Consider the following 18,576-nt stretch of genomic DNA (forward strand, 5'->3'; position numbering starts at 1 on the left):
AATACGGGTTAATCATATAGTCCGCTTACGGGCAGCGTTTTTACCTGCTGCCGAGATTACCTGCCTGCACGGTCTGCTGGACTGACTTATCGCCAGCAACAGCGGAAAGCGAGCCGTTAACGGAAGGCTTCAGCGGCGCGTCTTTCGCCAGGCTGCCCTGCATCTTCAGCGTCAGCTCACCGTTTTCGGTCAGGGGCACCGCTGGCCATCCCCAGTCCTGCAACAGATTCAGCGGCGTTTCACGGCCATGCAGCGACAGCGAAAAGGCGCGCTGCGGCTGCTGCGAAACCGTTGCCAGCCCTTCGAGAAGGCCGCTGCGGGGAAACGCGCTCATCTCCGTGACGTTAATGGCATTACTGTCCGCCGTCAGGGCGAGAGAAGGATGACGCAGATCCACACGGTTAAAGGTCGCTTCCGCCGCGTTAAAGCTCAGGTTGCCGCCCCAGATGCCCCATTCCCGATCGCGCGCCAGCAGCAGGTTGCTGCCGTTGCCATCCAGCGAGGTCAGCTGGAAGGGAAAATCCGGATCGATATCAATAATCAGGTTATGGCTGACGTTCAGCTTTGTTACTTCCACAGCGTGCAGCCACGCCGGTAAACGGCTCAGCCAGAACGCCCGCCAGGCTGGCGGCAGCGTGTACTCCAGCCCGGCGATTACCACGTCATCCAGCGTCAGCTTTTTATCGCTGCGCGTCCAGTTACCTGACGCGCGGATCAGCCCGTTAACCCAGCGGGAGCTGAACTGCGTCAGCGCCGCGCCCTGCGGCGAGAAGGTCATATTAACGATAGGATCGTTCAGCAGCAGCGCGCCATTTACAAAGCTGCTGGCGTTCATCGACAGCGAGCCGTCCTCGCTTTCCCAGTCGCCGTCGCGCAGCGTTATATTTTTCAACGCCAGATTAAGATCGGTCACCGCCCAGTTCTGACCTTCCAGTCGGGCATCGGTTACATCCACTCGCTCGAAATGCACGGCGGGCAGCATCAGTAAAGGCTGTAGAAATTCGGTAAGCGTTTTGCTGCTTTGCAGACGCAGATTGTTCAGCCTTAGCGTGCTGACCTGCCAGCTACCCTGCTCGTCACGCTGTGCGCTGGCCGTCACCGATCCGCGCGCCACGTCGGCGCCCATATTACTAAGCTCCAGCTGTTTGGACCTGATGCGGCCTTCAATCAGCACATTCCTGGCGGGAATGTCTTTAAACGTCAGCGATCCGGCGCTGAACTGGAAGCTGGCATTATTACCGATAAAGCTTGTCGCCTCGGGCTGCCACGGCATCACGCCGCCGTTTACGTGCTGAGCGTCCAGGGGCAGCATGTCGTGATGGCTGCTAACCGCCATTTCGCTCAGCTGCAAACGCGCTGCGGAAAGAGGCAGTTGGCTGGTTTTGCTGGTAATTCTTAGCGTACCCTGGTTAAGCAAAACGCTGGCAAAATGCAGCGGCCGTGAAAACTGCCCGGCGCTTAACCCTAAGTCGACGCTTTTTGCCACCAGGGTGGCTGGTCGGGTTTTATGGCCGAACGAAACGTCATGAAGGATGAGATGCGATGGCGCGGAAAAATTATGCTCCAGCTTGCCGACTGCCAGCTGATAACTACTGTGCTGGCTAACGGTGCGGCTGAGCCAGCTGGCTCCCCAGCGAGTTTGCAGCAGTAGATACAACACAATGACCAATGCCAGCAGGATAACCAGCAGCGAAAGAAGAATTTTTCCAACAAATTTCATGAGCTATCCCTGTGCGCTTGCAATAAGGGGTGTTATGCCTGATTTATGCGCGAAGCTCAACCCTGGGAAGACGGCAGAAGGCGCTTTGCCCTCTGCCGTTTACGTTATTTCTCCTGCGGGAAAAGCAGATTCAGGATGATAGCGGTAATGCCGCCGGCGGCGATGCCGGAAGAGAGCAGCGTTTTCAGCCATTCCGGTGCGAATTGCAGGATCAGCGGCTGTTGTGAAACGCCCAGTCCCACCGCCAGCGACAGCGCAATAATCATAATCGCCCGACGATTCAGCGGCTCGCGCGAGACGATGCGCACGCCCGAGGCCGCAATCGTACCAAACATAACGATGGTCGCGCCGCCCAGCACCGGTTCAGGAATATGCTGCACAAAGCCGCTGACCGCCGGGAAAAGCCCCAGCACGATCAGCATCAGCGCCACCACGAAGCCAACGTAGCGGCTGGCGACGCCGGTCAGCTGGATCACGCCGTTGTTCTGTCCAAAACAGGAGTTGGGAAAGGTATTAAACAGCGCCGAGACGCACGAGTTCAGGCCGTTCGCCAGCACGCCGCCTTTCAGCCGCTTCATATAGAGCGGGCCGCTGACCGGCTGTTCGGAAACGTCGGAAGTGGCGGTAATATCGCCGATGGTTTCCAGCGAGGTCACCATAAATACCAGCATCAGCGGGATCAGCAAATTCCAGTCGATGCCCAGCCCGTAATAGAAAGGCTGTGGCACGGCAATCAGCGGCTGGTTCGTTGCGGCGGTTCCGGCGGGGAGCATATCCATCAGCCAGGCCAGCAGATAGCCAACGGCCATGGCTATCACCAGAGAAGCCACGCGCAAATAAGGATTACGCTGGCGGTTCAGCAAAATAATCACCAGCAGCACCGCGCCGGCGAGCAGCAGGTTCTTTGGCGCACCAAAGGTGTGATCGCCCATGGCGGCAAAACCGCCGCCGATAGAGGTCAGGCCGACCTGGATCAGCGACAGACCGATAATCATCACCACAATGCCGGAAACCAGCGGCGTAATTACGCGGCGCGCCAGATGCAGCACGCGGGAAAGCGCCATTTCGGTAACGGAAGCCAGCATCAGCGTGCCGAACAGGGCGGCCATCATGGTCGGCACATCCGCGCCGCCGTTTTTCAGCGCCATGCCGCCCATGATCAGCGGCGTCACAAAGTTAAAGCTGGTGCCCTGAATCGACAGCAGTCCCGATCCTATCGGCCCCCAGGTTTTTATTTGCAGCACCGAGGCGACCCCGGAGGCGAACAGCGACATGCTGATAATATGCTGCGTGTCCTGAGCGGGTAGGCCCAAAGCCTGGCAGATCAATAGTGCGGGCGTGATAACCGCCACAAACATCGCCAGCAAATGCTGGCAGGCAGCAAACAGCGTTTGCGGCAGCGGGGGACGATCTTCAAGGCGGTAAATTAATTCACTTTTTGCAGCGGGCGCTGCGCTGCGGCTGGCTTCAGAAAGATTAGCGGACATGCTCAGGGGTTCCGTGGCGAACAAAGTGGCGATTTTAAGCTTCTCCACGGCAAAAGCAAACGATTGCCAACAGCATCGGCTAAACGCCGGACGGCAAAGCGAACCACAATTCACTAAGCTTAATCATCGCGCCTGCGGGCCAGAAAAAAGGAAGCATACAATGAACGTATTTATTATTGGCGCAACGGGCGGCGTGGGGCGACGTCTCAGAAAACGGCTGGTCAATGCGGGCCATCAGGTAACGGGGCTGCATCGCCGGGACAGTCAAAAAGAGGCGCTGGAAGCCGATGGTGTAAAACCGGTCAATATCGACCTGATGAACACCAGTAGCGAAAGGCTGGCGGCGGCGATGCAGGGCTGCGATGCCGTGGTGTTCTCCGCAGGCGCAGCAGGCGCTGGCGTAGATTTCACCGACGGCATTGACGGCCGTGGCGCGCGCTTCGCTGCCGAGGCCGCCAGGCTGGCCGGTATTCAGCGTTTTCTGCTGGTTTCCGCTTTTCCGGATGCCGGAAGGGGCAAGGCGCCTTCGCCGGGCTTTGAGCACTATATGCAGGTAAAAAAGCAGGCCGACGTGATGCTTTCCGCCACCTCACTGGACTGGGTGATCCTGCGGCCCGGCACGCTGGTTAACGAAGCGGGCACGGGAAAAGTCAACGCCGGGTTGGCCATCCCTTACGGCACCATCCCGCGCGATGATGTGGCCGCTGTGCTGCATTCGCTGATTGAGCAGCCAGAGGTGAAAAGGGTGATTATTGAGTTAACCAGCGGCGAGCAGCCCGTTAACGAGGCGGTCGCCGCGATCGCTGCCTTTAGCGGCCGGTAGCCGCAGAGCAGGAGAAAAGACAGCAGGCTGCCGGGGGTCAGGCGTTGGTATAGCGCTCGGTTTCCGGCATCCAGCGTTCAATCAGCGCCTGCGCCTGTTCAGGATAGTGCTGATGAATATGGCGGGCGACGCGCTGCACTTCCGGGATCATCGCGCCATCGCGTACCAGATCGGCTACCTTAAATTCGGCGTTGCCCGTCTGGCGCGTGCCCAGCAGTTCGCCAGGACCGCGGATTTCCAGATCGCATTGCGCAATCACAAAGCCGTCGTTGCTGTCGCGCAGAACCTGCAAGCGTTTCTGCGCGGTTTTGCTCAGCGGCGCTTTATAAAGCAGCACGCAGTGGGAGGCAACCGAGCCGCGACCGACGCGGCCCCGCAGCTGATGCAGCTGCGCCAGGCCCAGCCTTTCCGGGTTTTCAATGATCATCAGGCTGGCATTAGGCACATCCACGCCAACTTCGATGACCGTAGTAGCGACCAGCAGGTCAATCTCGCCCTGTTTAAACGCCTGCATCACCGCCTGCTTCTCGGTGGGTTTCATCCTGCCATGCACCAGCCCGACGTGCAGCTCTGGCAGCGCCAGCTTCAGCTCTTCCCAGGTGGCTTCGGCGGCCTGGGCTTCCAGCTGTTCCGACTCTTCAATCAGCGTACAGACCCAGTAGGCCTGGCGACCTTCGCCGCTACAGGCGTTCTGCACGCGGGTAATAATATCGGCGCGCCGCGTATCGGGAATGGCGACGGTAGTGACCGGCGTACGGCCCGGCGGCAGCTCGTCAATGGTGGAGGTTTCCAGATCCGCATAGGCGGTCATCGCCAGCGTACGCGGGATCGGCGTCGCGGTCATAATCAGCTGATGAGGATGAAAACCCTGCTCCTGGCCTTTCTCCCACAGCGCCAGCCGCTGGTGGACGCCAAAGCGGTGCTGCTCGTCAATAATCACCAGCGCCAGGCCGTTAAACTGCACCTGTTCCTGGAAAATGGCGTGGGTGCCGACAATCATCGATACCTGGCCGCTGGCGATGGCATCCTGCTGCGCCAGGCGCGCCTTGCCTTTCTGCTTGCCAGCCAGCCAGCCAACTTCAATCCCCAACGGTGCAAACCACTGGCGGAAGTTATTGGCGTGCTGTTCGGCCAGCAGCTCGGTTGGCGCCATCAGCGCCACCTGTTTGCCCCAGGCGATAATGTTCAGGGCAGTCAGCGCGGCCACCAGCGTTTTGCCCGATCCTACGTCACCCTGCACCAGGCGCATCATGGGATAGCTTTGTGCCAGATCCTGCTCTATTTCCTGCACGACGCGCGCCTGGGCGTTAGTCGGCTTAAACGGCAAGGCAGCCAGCAGCCTGTCGCTCAGCGCATGGCGAGCCGGCATAGCTAAAGCACGATAGCGCTGCGCGCCGGCGCGCACGGCCAGCATACTGAGATTGTGCGCCAGCAGCTCTTCCATAATCAGGCGTCGCTGGGCGGGATGCCTGCCGTTTTCCAGATCCACCAGCGCCATGTCGGGCGGCGGCCTGTGCAGCATCCGCAGCGCATCCGGCAGGCTGATCATGCCCTGGCTCAGCTCCTGCGGCAGAAGTTCGGCGACAGGACAGGTATCCAGCAACTTCAGCGCCTGATCGGTCAAGTTGCGCAGCGTCGCCTGGCGGATCCCTTCGGTCGTGGAGTAGACCGGCGTCAGCGTTTCCTGTAGCTCCACCACGCTGTTATCGCCCTGAACGCGATACTCAGGATGGATGATTTCGGCCCCGCGCTGGCCGCGCTTTACTTCGCCATAGGCGGTTACGCGCCGGCCGGGCGCCAGGCTGTTTTTCATGCCGGCGTTAAAGTTGAAAAAGCGCAGCGTCAGGATGCCGGTGCCGTCGCTGATTTGACAGGTCAGCATGCGGCGGCGGCCAAAGGAGATATCGCTTTGCAGCACTTCGCCCTCTACCGTGGCGTAGATGTTAGGCAGGAGGTCGTTAATAGCGTAAAGCTGGGTGCGGTCTTCGTAACGAAGCGGCAGATGCAGCAGCAGATCCTGCACGGTGGTCAGCCCGAGCTTCGCCAGTTTGCCAGCCTGGCTGGCACCAACGCCGGCAAGCGTGCTGAGCGGGATGGCGTCCATCAGGCGGCCCGTCATTTTTTACGTACCGATGCCTGCATGGTGGCCCACCAGTCGGGATCGGCAATCACCTCGCCCGTCTCGCTAATTTGCGGATAAGGTAAGCCTTTATGTTTGGCGACCCTGGCCAGAACGGGATAGCCGCCTTCAAACAACAGGCGCTGCTGTTCGCTATAGGAAAGCAGGCTCTCCTGACGCTGATACATGCCTGCATTCTGGCGCTGGCGCTGCGCTTCATAGAGGATCAGCGCCGAAGCCACGGAAACGTTCAGCGACTGCACCATGCCGACCATCGGAATAACGATCTCCTGGTCAGCCAGTTCAAGCGCCTGTTGGGTGATGCCGGTTTTTTCCTGACCCATCAACACGCAGGTCGGGCGGGTGTAATCGATTTCGCGGAAATCTACTGCTTTATCAGAAAGATGCGTAGCCAGGATCTGCATTCCCTGGCCTTTAAGATGCGTGACCGCATCGGCAATAGTGGGATGCGTTTTTACCTGCACCCAGCTGTTGCTTCCGGCGGCGGCAGAGGCCATGGTACGCATCCGGCTGCCCGGCCAGACCGCATGGACTTCATGCACGCCAACCGCATCCGCCGTGCGGATCACCGCAGAGACGTTATGCGGTTTGTGCACCAGCTCCATGCAGACGGTTAAATCGTGCTGGCGGGCAGCCAGCATTTCACGGATACGGGCAAAACGTTGAGCATTCATGCGCTAGTTTCGGTTGCGGTGAACTTTGATCACGTCAGGCATTACGCGGATTTTGCGCATAATATTCGCCAGATGAACGCGATCGCGTGCCGTCAGACGGATAAAGGCGCTGTAAACCCGGCCATCTTTCTCTTCCGTGTTCAGGCTCTGGATATTCGATCCGGCGGTGTTGATGGCCGCCGTCAGGTTTGCCAGCGCGCCCTGGTGGTTAAACATATCCACCTTGATCTCCGCCACGAACTCCTGCTCGGTAACCTTATCCCACTCTACCGCCATAAACTTCTCTGGCTCTTTCTGGTAGCCGCGAATATTACGGCAGGATTCGTGGTGCACTACCAGGCCTTTGCCGGGGCTGACATGCGCCACGATAGGATCGCCGGGAATAGGGCGGCAGCACTTGGCAAAGGTGATCAGCACGCCGTCGGCGCCTTTGATTGGCAGCTTGCCGCGCGATGGCGTACTGGAAACCACCGGTGCAGGCTGGTCGCTCTGCTGCAGGTTTTTCGCCACGACCACGCTCATGGCGTTGCCCAGGCCAATCTCTGCCAGCAGATCGTCCAGCGTCGCCAGCTTCATGCGTTCCAGCTCGTGCTGAATGCTCTCCGGCGAAATCTCGGCCAGCTTGCGGCTGCCGCCCAGCGCATGATTCAGCAGACGACGGCCAAGGCTGACCGAGTCGTCGCGCTTGAGGTTTTTCAATAGCTGACGGATTTTGGCGCGCGCTTTGGAGCTGACCACGAAGTTCAGCCAGGCGGCGTTAGGCCGTGCGCCCGGTGCCGTAATGATTTCAACGGTCTGACCGCTGGTCAGCGGCTGGGAAAGCGGGTAGGGCTGGCGATCGACACGCGCGCCCACGCAGGCATGACCGATATCGGTGTGCACCGCATAGGCGAAGTCAACCGGCGTCGCGCCCGCAGGCAGTTCGACGATGCGGCCTTCCGGCGTGAAAACGTAAATCTCGTCCGGGAAAAGATCCGATTTTACGCTTTCGATAAATTCAAAGGAGCTGCCCGCGCTCTGCTGCAGCTCCAGCAGGCTTTGCAACCAACGCTGGGCGCGGATTTGCGCGGTGGTACTGCTTTCGCCCTGCTCTTTATAGGCCCAGTGCGCCGCGACGCCCATCTCTGCCATCTGATCCATATCTTCCGTACGGATCTGCACTTCAACCGGTACGCCATGCGGGCCGATCATCGAAGTGTGCAGCGACTGATAGCCGTTGGCCTTGGGGATAGCGATGTAGTCTTTCACCCGGCCCGGACGAGGCTTATAGAGGCTGTGCATCTGGCCCAGCACCCGGTAACAGGTGTCCACGTCGTGAACGATGACCCTGAAGGCATAGATATCCATAATGGAATGGAAGCGCTGCTCTTTCAGGTGCATTTTGCAGTAGATGGAATAGAGGTGTTTTTCCCTGCCGCTGACGCGACACGGAATGCCGGCTTCCTGCAGACGACCGTCAATTTCCGCAAGGATTTTCTGGATCATCTCTTTGCGGTTGCCGCGCGCCGCTTTCACTACCTCTTTGATAACGCGGTAGCGGTTGGGATAGAGCGCCTCGAAACCCAGCTCTTCCAGCTCGGTTTTCAGGTGATGAATACCCAGGCGATGCGCCAGCGGACTGTAGATCTCCAGCGTTTCCAGCGCGATACGACGACGCTTATCCGGACGCAGCGATCCCAGCGTGCGCATGTTGTGCGTGCGGTCAGCCAGCTTGATCAGAATGACGCGGATATCCTGCACCATCGCCATGATCATTTTGCGAAAGTTTTCGGCCTGCGCCTCTTTCTTATCGCGGAATTTCAGCTTGTCTAGCTTGGAAACCCCTTCCACCAGTTCAGCCACGTTTTTACCGAACAGCTGTTCCATATCCTGATAGGTGGCGGGAGTATCCTCGATGACATCATGCAGAAGCGCGGCCATGAGCGTTTCATGGTCGAGCTTCATCTCCGCCAGAATACAGGCGACAGCAACCGGATGGGTAATGTAAGGCTCACCGCTGGAGCGAGTCTGTCCCTCGTGAGCATCACGTGCGACAAGGTAAGCTTGCTTGAGGCGCTTTATCTGGTCCTCAGGCAAGTATTTTTCAATCAGTTGATTGAGACTTTCAAACAGATACAAGGGCGAGCCTTCCGGCTGATGATTAACGACGACCTTCAGCGATAGCGGTAACAGCCTGCAGTTCTGCGGCTTCCTGCTCCTGCTGTTCCTGACGATCACGGACATCCAGAATCTGGTTGGTGATCAGACCTTCTTCGATCTCGCGCAGCGCGATAACGGTAGACTTGTCGTTTTCTTCCGGAACCAGCGGATCTTTACCGCCAACCTGCATCTGGCGAGCGCGACGAGCGGCGACCAGAACCAGGTCAAAACGGTTACCAATTTTTTCTACTGCGTCCTGTACGGTTACGCGTGCCATAAGTGTGATACTCCACGGTTGACGAAATGACTGGGCATCATACTGAGTTGTCCTCAGTCTGCCAACAGTTTGCTGATTAAAGCATCATGACGGGATTTTTGACGGCCCATTCGCAGACGCTCGGCGCGAATAATGGTTTTCAGATCGGACAGCGCCAGATCGAAATCATCATTCACAATAAGGTAGTCGTACTCCGCATAGTGGCTCATTTCCGCGACGGCCTGCGCCATACGCCGGGCAATGACCTCTTCGCTGTCCTGACCGCGACCGCGCAGGCGGCGATCCAGCTCGTCTTTTGACGGCGGTAAAACAAAAATGCTGCGTGCCTGCGGCATTTTCTGACGGATTTGCTGCGCGCCCTGCCAGTCAATATCTAAAAAGACATCCACGCCGGTTGAGAGCACCTGCTCAATCGCCCTGCGTGACGTGCCGTAATAGTTGCCGAAGACTTCGGCGTGCTCCAGAAAGGCATCTTCTTCGATCATACGACGAAATTCGTCATGGTTTACAAAATAATAGTGTTCGCCGTGATTTTCACCCGGACGCACGCCCCTGGTGGTATGGGAGATGGACACCTGAGTGTCATACAGCGGTTGCGTCTTTAGCAGCGCGTTAATCAGGCTGGATTTACCCGCGCCGCTTGGTGCTGAAACAATAAAAAGTGTGCCTTGAGCCATGATGATTTCTTGCTATGCCAGTCGGAGTTTACTTCCTGCACAGTATACACGGGTGAAGGCCAGGATGCAGCGTTTCGGCTGTTCTGCCGCGTTTTTTCTCTAAAACTGGAAGATGGCTCGCGGTACTGATGACAGGTTTCATGCTAGGGAAAAAACTTTTCGATACGTTTTCCATAAGCGAACTTACGCTATCGCCGTGTTCTGATTTTGCCGATTTAATAAGCGAAGCAGAGCAACAAGGGAGTGTGGAGATGCGAAGCATAGTAATAATGTTCGGGCTGGGAGGGTGCGCCATTGCACAGGCTTTTTGCCCCGTCTGGTCGCCCGCCCGGGCAGAACTGGAGATGGCGGCGCTGGAAAAACAGCTGAGCGACTGGGATCGGGCCTACTATGAGCAGGGCATCAGCCTGGTAGAGGATGAACGCTATGATGCCTTAGAGAAAACGTATCACGACTGGCAGCGCTGCTTCCGGCCCGAAAGCGAGTCTCGTTCGCCGGCGCTGGCGAAAAGCGGCAAGGTACGGCATCCGGTAGCGCATGTTGGCGTCAAAAAGCTGCCGGACAGGCGGGCGGTGGTGCGCTGGATGGTGGGAAAGCAACCGCTGTGGGTGCAGCCAAAACTGGACGGCATTGCCGTGACGCTCTGGTACCGGCATGGAAAACTTGTGCGGGTAATCAGTCGCGGCGACGGGCTGCGAGGAGAAGACTGGACGGAAAAAGCACGCCATATACCCGCTATTCCGCAGCAGATAACGCTGGATGACGATCCCCTGGTTTTGCAGGGCGAACTTTATCTGAAGATGACCGATCACCAGCAGGCCAGCCAGGGCGGCGTTAATGCCCGCGCCGTCGTGGCTGGCGCAATGCGGCGTAATGAGAGCTCGCCGCTATTGGCACAGCTGGGCATGTTTATCTGGGCGTGGCCGGACGGCCCGGAAAAAATGCCGCAACGCTTACAGCAGTTAAGCAAGGCGGGCTTCAGCATTATGGAAGCCTGGAGCAAGCCTGTTGCCAACGCTGATGAAGTCGCCGACTGGCGCGAACGTTGGTTTCATCAGCCTCTGCCCTTTGTTACGGATGGCGTGGTGATCCACGGTACGCCAGTAAAGGGCGCTTACTGGCTACCCGGCGATAATACCTGGTCAGCAGCCTGGAAATATACGCCGCTGAAAGTGAGCGCAGAGGTTCGCTCAGTCGATTTTCCTATCGGGCGGACGGGAAAAACAGGCGCGGTACTAAATCTGTTACCCGTACAGCTGGATGATAAAAAAGTCAGCCGGGTCAATATTGGCTCGCTTAAACGCTGGCAGGCGCTGGATATCGTGCCGGGCGACAGGGTCGCCATTAGCCTGGCGGGTCAGGGCATCCCCAGGCTTGACGAGGTCATCTGGCGGGTACAAAAACGGGACAGGCCTCCCGTACCGGATGCTGATGCTTTTCATGCTCTGAGCTGTTTTGACTATACGCCTGCCTGTCGCGAGCAGTTTCTGGCCCGCCTTGTCTGGGCAAGCGGCACACAGGCGCTGGCGATGACCGGCGTCAGCCGCAGCAGCTGGCAGCGCCTGATGCAGGCCGGGCAGCTGACCCATCTCTTTTCCTGGCTTGCGCTGACTCAGGAAGATCTGCGGAAAATTGCTGACCTCACGCCCGCCCGCGCAGACTGGCTTTACCACCAATTCTCGCTAAGCCGACGGCAGCCCTTCAGGCGCTGGGTAAAAGCCCTGGGCGTTCCTGTACCGGAAGGTGCCCTGAACGCTATTGAAGATAACGACTGGTCAACGCTACTGGCCCGACGGGAAGAGGCATGGCAGCAGCTACCAGGCATAGGTAAAACGCTGGCCGGGCAAATCGTGCGTTTTCTGCATCACCCTCAGGTGCAGCAGCTGATTGCTTATGCAGACGAGGCAAGGCGATGAACCTTTTAGTGATCGGCATGAGGATAGTTAAATACCGGCAGCCCCAGCCGGAAGCGCAACGCCAGCAGGCGCGCCAGAAAGCCAAACAGCAGCGTGATGATGATGGCCAATTCGTCGGATACCGGCGTTTTCAACAGCAGGATATAGAGCCAGCCGGAAGCAAAAGCGATACCGGCATAAAGCTCCTTCTGGAAAACCAGCGGGATACGGTTGCAGAACATATCGCGCAGCACGCCGCCGAAGACGCCGGTAATCACCGCACTAATAGCCGCAATAATCGAGGCATGGCCCATATCCAGCGCCACTTTGGTGCCGATGATAGAGAAAACGGCCAGGCCCAGCGCGTCCAGCACCAGGAAGACCTTGCGCAAATGCGGCATCAGCGGCGCCAGCTGGGTGGTAATAACGGCAGCCATCGCCACAATGATGATGTATTCGGGGTGTTTTACCCAGCCAAGCGGGTAGTGCCCAAGCAGCATATCGCGCACGGATCCGCCGCCAATGGCGGTAACGGAAGCGATAATAATTACGCCAAACATATCCATTTTACGGCGGCCAGCCGCCAGCGCGCCGGTCATGGCCTCTGCGGTGATCCCAATCAGATAAAAAACAGTAAGTAGCATAACCCGCTCCTGAGCAATCGGCGGCAAGCCTGCAGGATCCCAGACAGGTTGACGAGTGAATTTTTCTAAAAGCCGTTAAGTAAATGAGTTTACCTAATCTGAAAATAAAGTAACCGTGCGCGTCTCCAGGACAACGTTTTATTTTGTTTAAGTTTTTTTGAATCCGCTATTCAGCAATAGGCTTAGCTACCTGACATAGCATGATTAAAAAACTGCACGGCTGGATCCTGAAGTCGGGCAGGCTACCACAAGGACGAGAAAAATGATGGCAGGTGAAATTTTCCGACTGTTGGCAAAAGGGATCCATCCGGAAACAGGCGAGCTGTTGCCGCCAGCTTCTGTTGTGCATACACCCGATGCTATAAGGCTGTTGTTTGCTCTGGCTGAAGAGTTCAGCGGTGTGAATTTCAGTGCTGTAAAACGGCAAGAAAAAGTGAAGCTGACGCCAGAAGAGCGTCGGGAAAAGAATCGAGCGGAAGGGCGGCCTGGCAATGCTTATCTTCCCTGGTCTGAAGAGCAAAAACAGGAATTGATAGCGCTTTTCCGGCAGGGCCATTCCGTCAGCGAGCTGGCTGGCCTGTGTGAGCGTTCGCCGCGTTCAATCGCCATGCAGTTAGAAAAGCAGGCGCTTATCACGGCAGAACAAGCTGCGGCCTTTAGCTGAAGACTGGGCAGCCTGTACGCCGATCGTTGCCGCAGGTTAAAACCGGATCAGTTTTTCTTTACGAATTCTGATTTCAGCTTCATCGGGCCAAAGCCGTCAATTTTACAGTCGATATTATGATCGCCTTCCACCAGGCGAATGCTTTTTACCCTGGTGCCGATCTTAAGAGGCGTTGAGCTGCCTTTGACCTTGAGGTCTTTGATAACCGTCACGCTGTCGCCGTCAGCCAGCAGATTGCCGTTGGCATCTTTAACTACCAGCGCCTCTGTGGCTTCTATGTTGCCAGACCAGACGTGGCCGCATTCGGGACAGTTAAACAGGTCGCCATCCTGCCAGCTGTATTCGGAGTGGCATTCAGGGCAGGGAGGAAGAGTTTGCATAAAAACCTTAAAATTATCCGCAGGAAAAGAAGGGGGATTTTAGCCTGGTGCCGCCTGTAAAACTATTCATCTTTGGTGATATGCGTCAGGCACAGGGTTCATGCACTCACCAGTGATAAAAGTGTACGGCAGACAATAACTGTTTATGCATTGGGTCAATCATCTTACCAACCAGTTGGCTGTACGGCTCATAAAGAGCAAATTTGCGGGATAGCGATCGGGCTCACTCATGTTTTCTTCGCATGGTTGGGGACAATACGGGGGGAGCGGAAGATTTTATTGTTATCTCTACGCGAGCGGAGCCGTTCTAATCTGATTTGTTTTTTACCATCTTACCACTGTCGTTTATACGATATGTTCCGCTATCTACAATGAAATAAAGGCCGGTATTCCTGCTATTGTTAACCATAATGAGCGAATCTTTATCAATACAATTTACTGGCGGTTTCATATCATTAAAACAGAGTCGGTCATACCCATCGGTTTCTTTATATCCATCACCAAAATCCCAAAAAATGACGGTGAAAAAACCATCCCGGGCCGGCCTTGGGATGTTATACCTGTTCTTGAGGATTTCCTTGTTTTTCAACCACCAATTAATTTTCCCTTGTTCAGTTAGAGGGAAATTCTTTACTAAAACATCGCTATAGTTATGTCTTTGGTGAACAGCTATGATCTTCACAGGACGTAACGACAACAAGAGGAGGTAAACCAGCAGGGTGCAACTAATAAGTAATGACGCACAAAACGCTTTTTTAATTTTAGATTTCATTGCGCTCACCTGTAATCTCTACAGTAGCTTCCATATTGGTCATGAATGGCCTGAAGCCAAACTGGTTGTATCGCTGGAGCACGAACCAGATACGGAAAAAATGGAACTGACTAAATTTTGTTTTCAAAATATCATCGCTATTCAAACCAAAATGGTCCTGTACCTTGTAATGTACCACTGTCCGGTAGCGATCATTATCAATATGCAGTGATTTTATAGTGATATGTGTAGCCCAGGTATCATGAACGGTAATGCCCATACCATTGTAATTATCCTGGAATCTGTCGAACTTTGGTAACTTACTACTTAGTATTGCATCTCTTAGTCTGTCCTTGTTTTCAACTGGAAAATTTTTTCTTTCCCAGTCTATACCTGTGCTAAATGCTTTTGATAACAAAATGCGTGTGCTTTTTTCCTCGGAAACATCTCTAATTATCTGTTCTTTCAATGCCCTGTTCAGCGCTGCATCCCGGAAAGTGGCACCCTTTTCGTTCTGCATATGGTCGATCATCTTTTCAATCAGATGGCTGTATGGGCCATAAAGGGAAAATGTGCGTGATAGCGATCGGAGCTCCCCAAACAGGATAATGGCGCACTGCTGGCGAGTAATTTTCTCACCGGCTCCGCGCAGATTGCAGCAGAACATGGACTGAGGGCGATCCAGTGAGGAACGTCGGGTTAACGTATAAGGATCGACCCGATCGGAAATATAATTCAGACGGTATTGGGATTTCAGCTCTGCTTCGGAAAGGTCACCACAGCGCATATCGTCGGCGTTGTAGTCGTCCATGCGTTTCCGAGACTTGAAAAAGGTACAGGGGAACTCCAGGGCTGGCATGTTTTCGCCTCCTTGCGTGCAATAATCCATGAGTACGTTCAGATAAAGCCAAATTATACGCCGCTGACGCGGCCTGTATAATATTAGATGCTCGGCAGACAAAAATTAGGAATATGGCCCGATTTTAGCGTCTTTTTCTGCATTGGGTGGCACCAGATGAAAACATCTTAAGGTACGTTCCGTATGGCTGGTGTAAGCCCTGGAAAAAACGATGATTTTAGTACTGTCTCAACCTGCGAGGACGGACTTACTCTTTTTTAAGTTTGATTATTTCACCCTCTTTTTTCATCCGATATTCGCCATCATTTAATGTAAATATAGTGCCTCTGTTCCTGCTGGGACTGATTGAAAATACCCTGTCCTTTTCAATACAATTTACAGGCGGGTTCATATCATTAAAGCAAAGCCTGTCATTTTTACCTTCTTCTTTATAACCCTCACCAAATAACCAGAATGTCACATAAAAATGACCATCACTGTCAGGTTCAGGAATGCCATGTTTATCTTTTAACATACCTTTGCTTTTTAACCATCAGTTAATCTTTCCTTTATCCGTTGGCGGAAAAATGGTGACCAGAACATCACTGAAACCACTACTTCTGTGGTGAACGGCTATGATCTCCATGGGGCGCCCCTCAAGCCGTTCTCCTGCCTTAATCCATGCCTGCATCTGAATATCTTTCAGCTTTGCCATAGTGTTGCATTAACATTGAATAGTGCTTTGTACCCAAGCTGGAGCGAGGAAAGTACTTTGGGTACAAAGAAAATGCGCGATGTTATGCAACAGCATGAAAATAATAAAGCCCGCAATTAGCGGGCTTTATTGGTTTTCTGCTACTGAGTGCGACTGTATGCAACTTTACTCAATATTCTGAATCTGTTCACGCATCTGCTCAATCAGCACCTTCAGCTCAATAGCCGAAGTGGTAACCTCTGCATTGATTGATTTAGACGCCAGCGTATTCGATTCGCGGTTAAATTCCTGCATCATAAAGTCGAGGCGGCGGCCCACCGCTTCTTTCTTTTTCAGGATGTTATAGGTTTCTTTAACATGCGCTTCCAGACGATCCAACTCTTCCGCCACGTCCACGCGCTGCGCCAGCATAATCAGTTCCTGCTCAACCCGATTACTGTCCAGCTGAACCTGAGCCTCTTCCAGTTTGGTAACCAGACGTTCGCGCTGCCATTTCAACACGTCCGGCATCTGCGCACGTACTTTAGTCACTTCAGTACTGACGCCTTCCAGCCGTTGTTCAATCAATGATTTTAACGCGGCGCCTTCCGTTTCACGGGCGGCGATAAAGTCGTCCAGAGCGCTGTCCAGCGCGCTTAACAACTCTGCGGAAATAGCATCCAAATCCTGCTCTTCTGCTGACATGACGCCAGGCCAGCGCAAAATATCGACCGGATTGATTTCGCCCTCGTCGCTCTGCATTTTGACCCAGTTGGCGGCTTTAACCAGCTGGATAGCCAGTTTTTCATTCAGCACCAGAGAGCTCTGCGCGCGCGCGTCTGCGTCAAAACGCAGATTACACTCGATTTTACCCCGGGTCAGTCGGTTGCGAATACGTTCGCGGATCACCGGCTCCAGGCCGCGAAACTGCTCGGGCAGACGGATATAGGTTTCTAAATAGCGCTGGTTTACGGAACGAAGCTCCCAGGCTGCGCTGCCCCATTCGCCTTTGGTTTCACGCCGGGCGTAGGCGGTCATACTGCGGATCATTATGCGTACCCGTTTTCAGAATAAGTTCAGGTGATTATAGCGGTGCCGGCCTTGCCTTAACAGGCATCTGGTCAAACTCTGACAAATCAATGGGATTGAGGCGGCGCTTACTATCGCGCCAGCTGCACAGAAACCGCGTTACCAGCAGGCTGTCATAGGCATTCGGCTGTGAAATCCGTATAATGCGCAGCCAATCACGATTTTCAAGCCGGAGAAAAACCATGCGTCCAGCAGGCCGTAATGCCCATCAGGTGCGTCCCGTCACCCTGACTCGCCACTACACCAAACATGCGGAAGGCTCCGTTCTGGTTGAATTCGGTGAAACCAAAGTCCTTTGCACCGCCACCATTGAGGAAGGCGTGCCGCGCTTTCTGAAAGGACAGGGCCAGGGCTGGGTAACCGCAGAATATGGCATGCTGCCACGCGCTACCCATAGCCGTAACGCTCGCGAAGCGGCCAAAGGCAAGCAGGGCGGCCGCACGCTGGAAATTCAGCGTCTGATTGCCCGTTCCCTGCGAGCAGCGCTGGATCTGAAAGCGCTGGGCGAATTCACCATCACGCTGGACTGCGACGTCCTGCAGGCGGATGGCGGCACGCGTACCGCTTCTATTACCGGCGCCTGCGTAGCGCTGGCAGATGCGCTTAATCATCTGGTCGCTATCGGCAAGCTGAAAGCCAACCCAATGAAGGGGATGGTCGCCGCCGTGTCTGTCGGCATCGTCAACGGCGAAGCGTTATGCGATCTGGAATATGTCGAAGATTCCGCTGCGGAAACCGACATGAACGTAGTCATGACCGAAGATGGTCGCATGATTGAAGTGCAGGGCACGGCAGAAGGCGAGCCGTTCAGCCATGACGAGCTGTTGACGCTGCTGTCGCTGGCTCGCGGCGGTATTGATACGCTGATTCAGGCGCAGAAAGCGGCGCTACAAGACTGATTTCCCCAGGCGACCAGAGAGTCGCCTTTTTTAATGATTGAGGAGCGAGACATGAAAGCCTGGCAGCGCCAATTTATCGAATTTGCTATTAATAAGCAGGTCCTGAAATTTGGAGAGTTCACGCTGAAATCCGGACGTAAAAGCCCCTATTTCTTTAACGCGGGCTTGTTTAACACGGGCCGTGACCTGGCGCTGTTAGGCCGTTTCTATGCGCAGGCGCTGGTGGATTCCGCTATCGATTTCGATCTGGTGTTCGGCCCGGCCTATAAAGGCATTCCTATCGCTACTACCACCGCCGTTGCGCTGGCCGATCACCACGACCGCGATGTGCCTTACTGCTTCAACCGTAAGGAAGCGAAGGACCACGGCGAAGGCGGAACGCTGGTCGGCAGCCCATTACAGGGCCGTATTATGCTGGTAGATGACGTTATTACCGCCGGTACCGCTATTCGCGAATCGATGGAGATTATCTCGGCGAATAAGGCGACCCTGGCCGGCGTGCTGATTTCGCTGGATCGTCAGGAGCGAGGCCGCGGACAGGCGTCGGCTATTCAGGAAGTGGAGCGCGATTACGGCTGCAAGGTTATTGCCATCATCACGCTGAACGATCTGATTAGCTACCTGGAAGAGAAACCGGAGCTGGCCGATCATCTGGCCGCCGTCCGGGCCTACCGCAAAGAGTACGGTATCTGACGAATGCGGGCCGCGAGTTGCGGCCCTTTCATTTCACACCGGCTGGAAGGCCAACTGCGGCCTTCCCGATTCAGATCAGCTGGCAGGCCAAC

17 protein-coding genes and 1 pseudogene are annotated in these 18,576 nt (G+C 55.2%); 5 read left to right on the forward strand and 13 right to left on the reverse strand.

Annotation, left to right across the window (positions count from 1 at the left end; all coding sequences use genetic code 11):
- Positions 1–40: 40 nt before the first annotated feature.
- Positions 41–1,720, reverse strand: a complete 1,680-nt coding sequence (locus tag QCD69_RS20540) for an AsmA family protein (protein WP_301253379.1) — start codon at positions 1,718–1,720, stop codon at positions 41–43.
- Between the two features lie 104 nt (positions 1,721–1,824).
- Positions 1,825–3,207, reverse strand: a complete 1,383-nt coding sequence (locus QCD69_RS20545) for a nucleobase:cation symporter-2 family protein (RefSeq protein WP_301253380.1) — start codon at positions 3,205–3,207, stop codon at positions 1,825–1,827.
- A gap of 160 nt (positions 3,208–3,367) precedes the next feature.
- Here QCD69_RS20545 and QCD69_RS20550 point away from each other — a divergent pair, with 160 nt between their 5' ends.
- On the forward strand, positions 3,368–4,030 hold the full coding sequence (locus tag QCD69_RS20550) for an SDR family oxidoreductase (protein WP_301253381.1): 663 nt from the start codon (positions 3,368–3,370) through the stop codon (positions 4,028–4,030).
- 37 nt (positions 4,031–4,067) lie between these two features.
- On the opposite strand, the gene recG is transcribed toward QCD69_RS20550, so the two are convergent.
- Genes recG through gmk form a run of 5 tightly spaced genes read right to left on the reverse strand, consistent with a single transcriptional unit; the run spans position 4,068 to position 9,937 of the window.
- The gene (gene recG / locus QCD69_RS20555) at positions 4,068–6,149 is read right to left on the reverse strand and encodes an ATP-dependent DNA helicase RecG (RefSeq protein ID WP_301253382.1); all 2,082 of its coding nucleotides are present in this window, start codon (positions 6,147–6,149) and stop codon (positions 4,068–4,070) included.
- Positions 6,146–6,844: a tRNA (guanosine(18)-2'-O)-methyltransferase TrmH gene (gene trmH, locus QCD69_RS20560; RefSeq protein ID WP_301253383.1), complete on the reverse strand. Its 699-nt coding sequence runs from the start codon at positions 6,842–6,844 to the stop codon at positions 6,146–6,148. The genes recG and trmH overlap by 4 nt, the downstream gene beginning before the upstream one ends.
- Positions 6,845–6,847: 3 nt before the next feature.
- A complete protein-coding gene (gene spoT / locus QCD69_RS20565) occupies positions 6,848–8,962 on the reverse strand; it encodes a bifunctional GTP diphosphokinase/guanosine-3',5'-bis pyrophosphate 3'-pyrophosphohydrolase (protein WP_125290632.1) in 2,115 nt (704 codons plus the stop codon).
- A 22-nt stretch (positions 8,963–8,984) separates the two neighbouring features.
- Positions 8,985–9,260, reverse strand: a complete 276-nt coding sequence (gene rpoZ, locus QCD69_RS20570; protein WP_016191359.1) for a DNA-directed RNA polymerase subunit omega — start codon at positions 9,258–9,260, stop codon at positions 8,985–8,987.
- A 53-nt stretch (positions 9,261–9,313) separates the two neighbouring features.
- The gene (gene gmk, locus QCD69_RS20575; protein ID WP_125290631.1) at positions 9,314–9,937 is read right to left on the reverse strand and encodes a guanylate kinase; all 624 of its coding nucleotides are present in this window, start codon (positions 9,935–9,937) and stop codon (positions 9,314–9,316) included.
- Positions 9,938–10,188: 251 nt separating this feature from the next.
- On the opposite strand from gmk, the gene ligB reads away from it, so the two are divergent.
- Complete coding sequence (gene ligB / locus QCD69_RS20580) at positions 10,189–11,853, forward strand: NAD-dependent DNA ligase LigB (protein WP_301253384.1); 1,665 nt, start codon at positions 10,189–10,191, stop codon at positions 11,851–11,853.
- A 5-nt stretch (positions 11,854–11,858) separates the two neighbouring features.
- Here ligB and QCD69_RS20585 read toward each other — a convergent pair whose 3' ends face one another.
- A complete protein-coding gene (locus QCD69_RS20585) occupies positions 11,859–12,476 on the reverse strand; it encodes a trimeric intracellular cation channel family protein (RefSeq protein WP_301253385.1) in 618 nt (205 codons plus the stop codon).
- 262 nt (positions 12,477–12,738) lie between these two features.
- Here QCD69_RS20585 and QCD69_RS20590 point away from each other — a divergent pair, with 262 nt between their 5' ends.
- Positions 12,739–13,140 carry a hypothetical protein gene (locus QCD69_RS20590; protein ID WP_253456975.1) on the forward strand — a complete coding sequence of 134 codons (402 nt, stop codon included), beginning with the start codon at positions 12,739–12,741 and terminating at the stop codon, positions 13,138–13,140.
- A gap of 47 nt (positions 13,141–13,187) precedes the next feature.
- Here the strand turns inward: QCD69_RS20590 and QCD69_RS20595 are convergent, their stop codons facing one another.
- The 5 genes and pseudogenes from QCD69_RS20595 to QCD69_RS20615 form a co-directional block, all read right to left on the reverse strand.
- Positions 13,188–13,520 (reverse strand): zinc ribbon domain-containing protein YjdM, encoded by a 333-nt coding sequence (locus QCD69_RS20595; protein WP_301253386.1) that lies wholly within the window; start codon positions 13,518–13,520, stop codon positions 13,188–13,190.
- Between the two features lie 307 nt (positions 13,521–13,827).
- A complete protein-coding gene (locus QCD69_RS20600) occupies positions 13,828–14,292 on the reverse strand; it encodes a DUF943 family protein (protein WP_301253387.1) in 465 nt (154 codons plus the stop codon).
- Positions 14,282–15,130, reverse strand: coding sequence for a YPO3983 family protein (locus QCD69_RS20605; RefSeq protein ID WP_301253388.1), 849 nt, complete (start codon positions 15,128–15,130; stop codon positions 14,282–14,284). Before QCD69_RS20605 ends, QCD69_RS20600 begins: the two co-directional genes overlap by 11 nt.
- 247 nt (positions 15,131–15,377) lie before the next feature.
- A pseudogene (locus QCD69_RS20610) lies at positions 15,378–15,824 on the reverse strand (DUF943 family protein).
- A 165-nt stretch (positions 15,825–15,989) separates the two neighbouring features.
- Positions 15,990–16,853, reverse strand: coding sequence for a YicC/YloC family endoribonuclease (locus QCD69_RS20615; RefSeq protein ID WP_301253389.1), 864 nt, complete (start codon positions 16,851–16,853; stop codon positions 15,990–15,992).
- 221 nt (positions 16,854–17,074) lie between these two features.
- On the opposite strand from QCD69_RS20615, the gene rph reads away from it, so the two are divergent.
- Positions 17,075–17,791, forward strand: a complete 717-nt coding sequence (rph, locus tag QCD69_RS20620) for a ribonuclease PH (protein ID WP_125290623.1) — start codon at positions 17,075–17,077, stop codon at positions 17,789–17,791.
- Between the two features lie 51 nt (positions 17,792–17,842).
- Positions 17,843–18,484 (forward strand): orotate phosphoribosyltransferase, encoded by a 642-nt coding sequence (gene pyrE / locus QCD69_RS20625; protein WP_253456988.1) that lies wholly within the window; start codon positions 17,843–17,845, stop codon positions 18,482–18,484.
- Positions 18,485–18,576: the final 92 nt, after the last annotated feature.

Source organism: Erwinia sp. PsM31 (assembly GCF_030433775.1).
Taxonomy (GTDB): Bacteria; Pseudomonadota; Gammaproteobacteria; order Enterobacterales; family Enterobacteriaceae; genus Erwinia; species Erwinia aeris.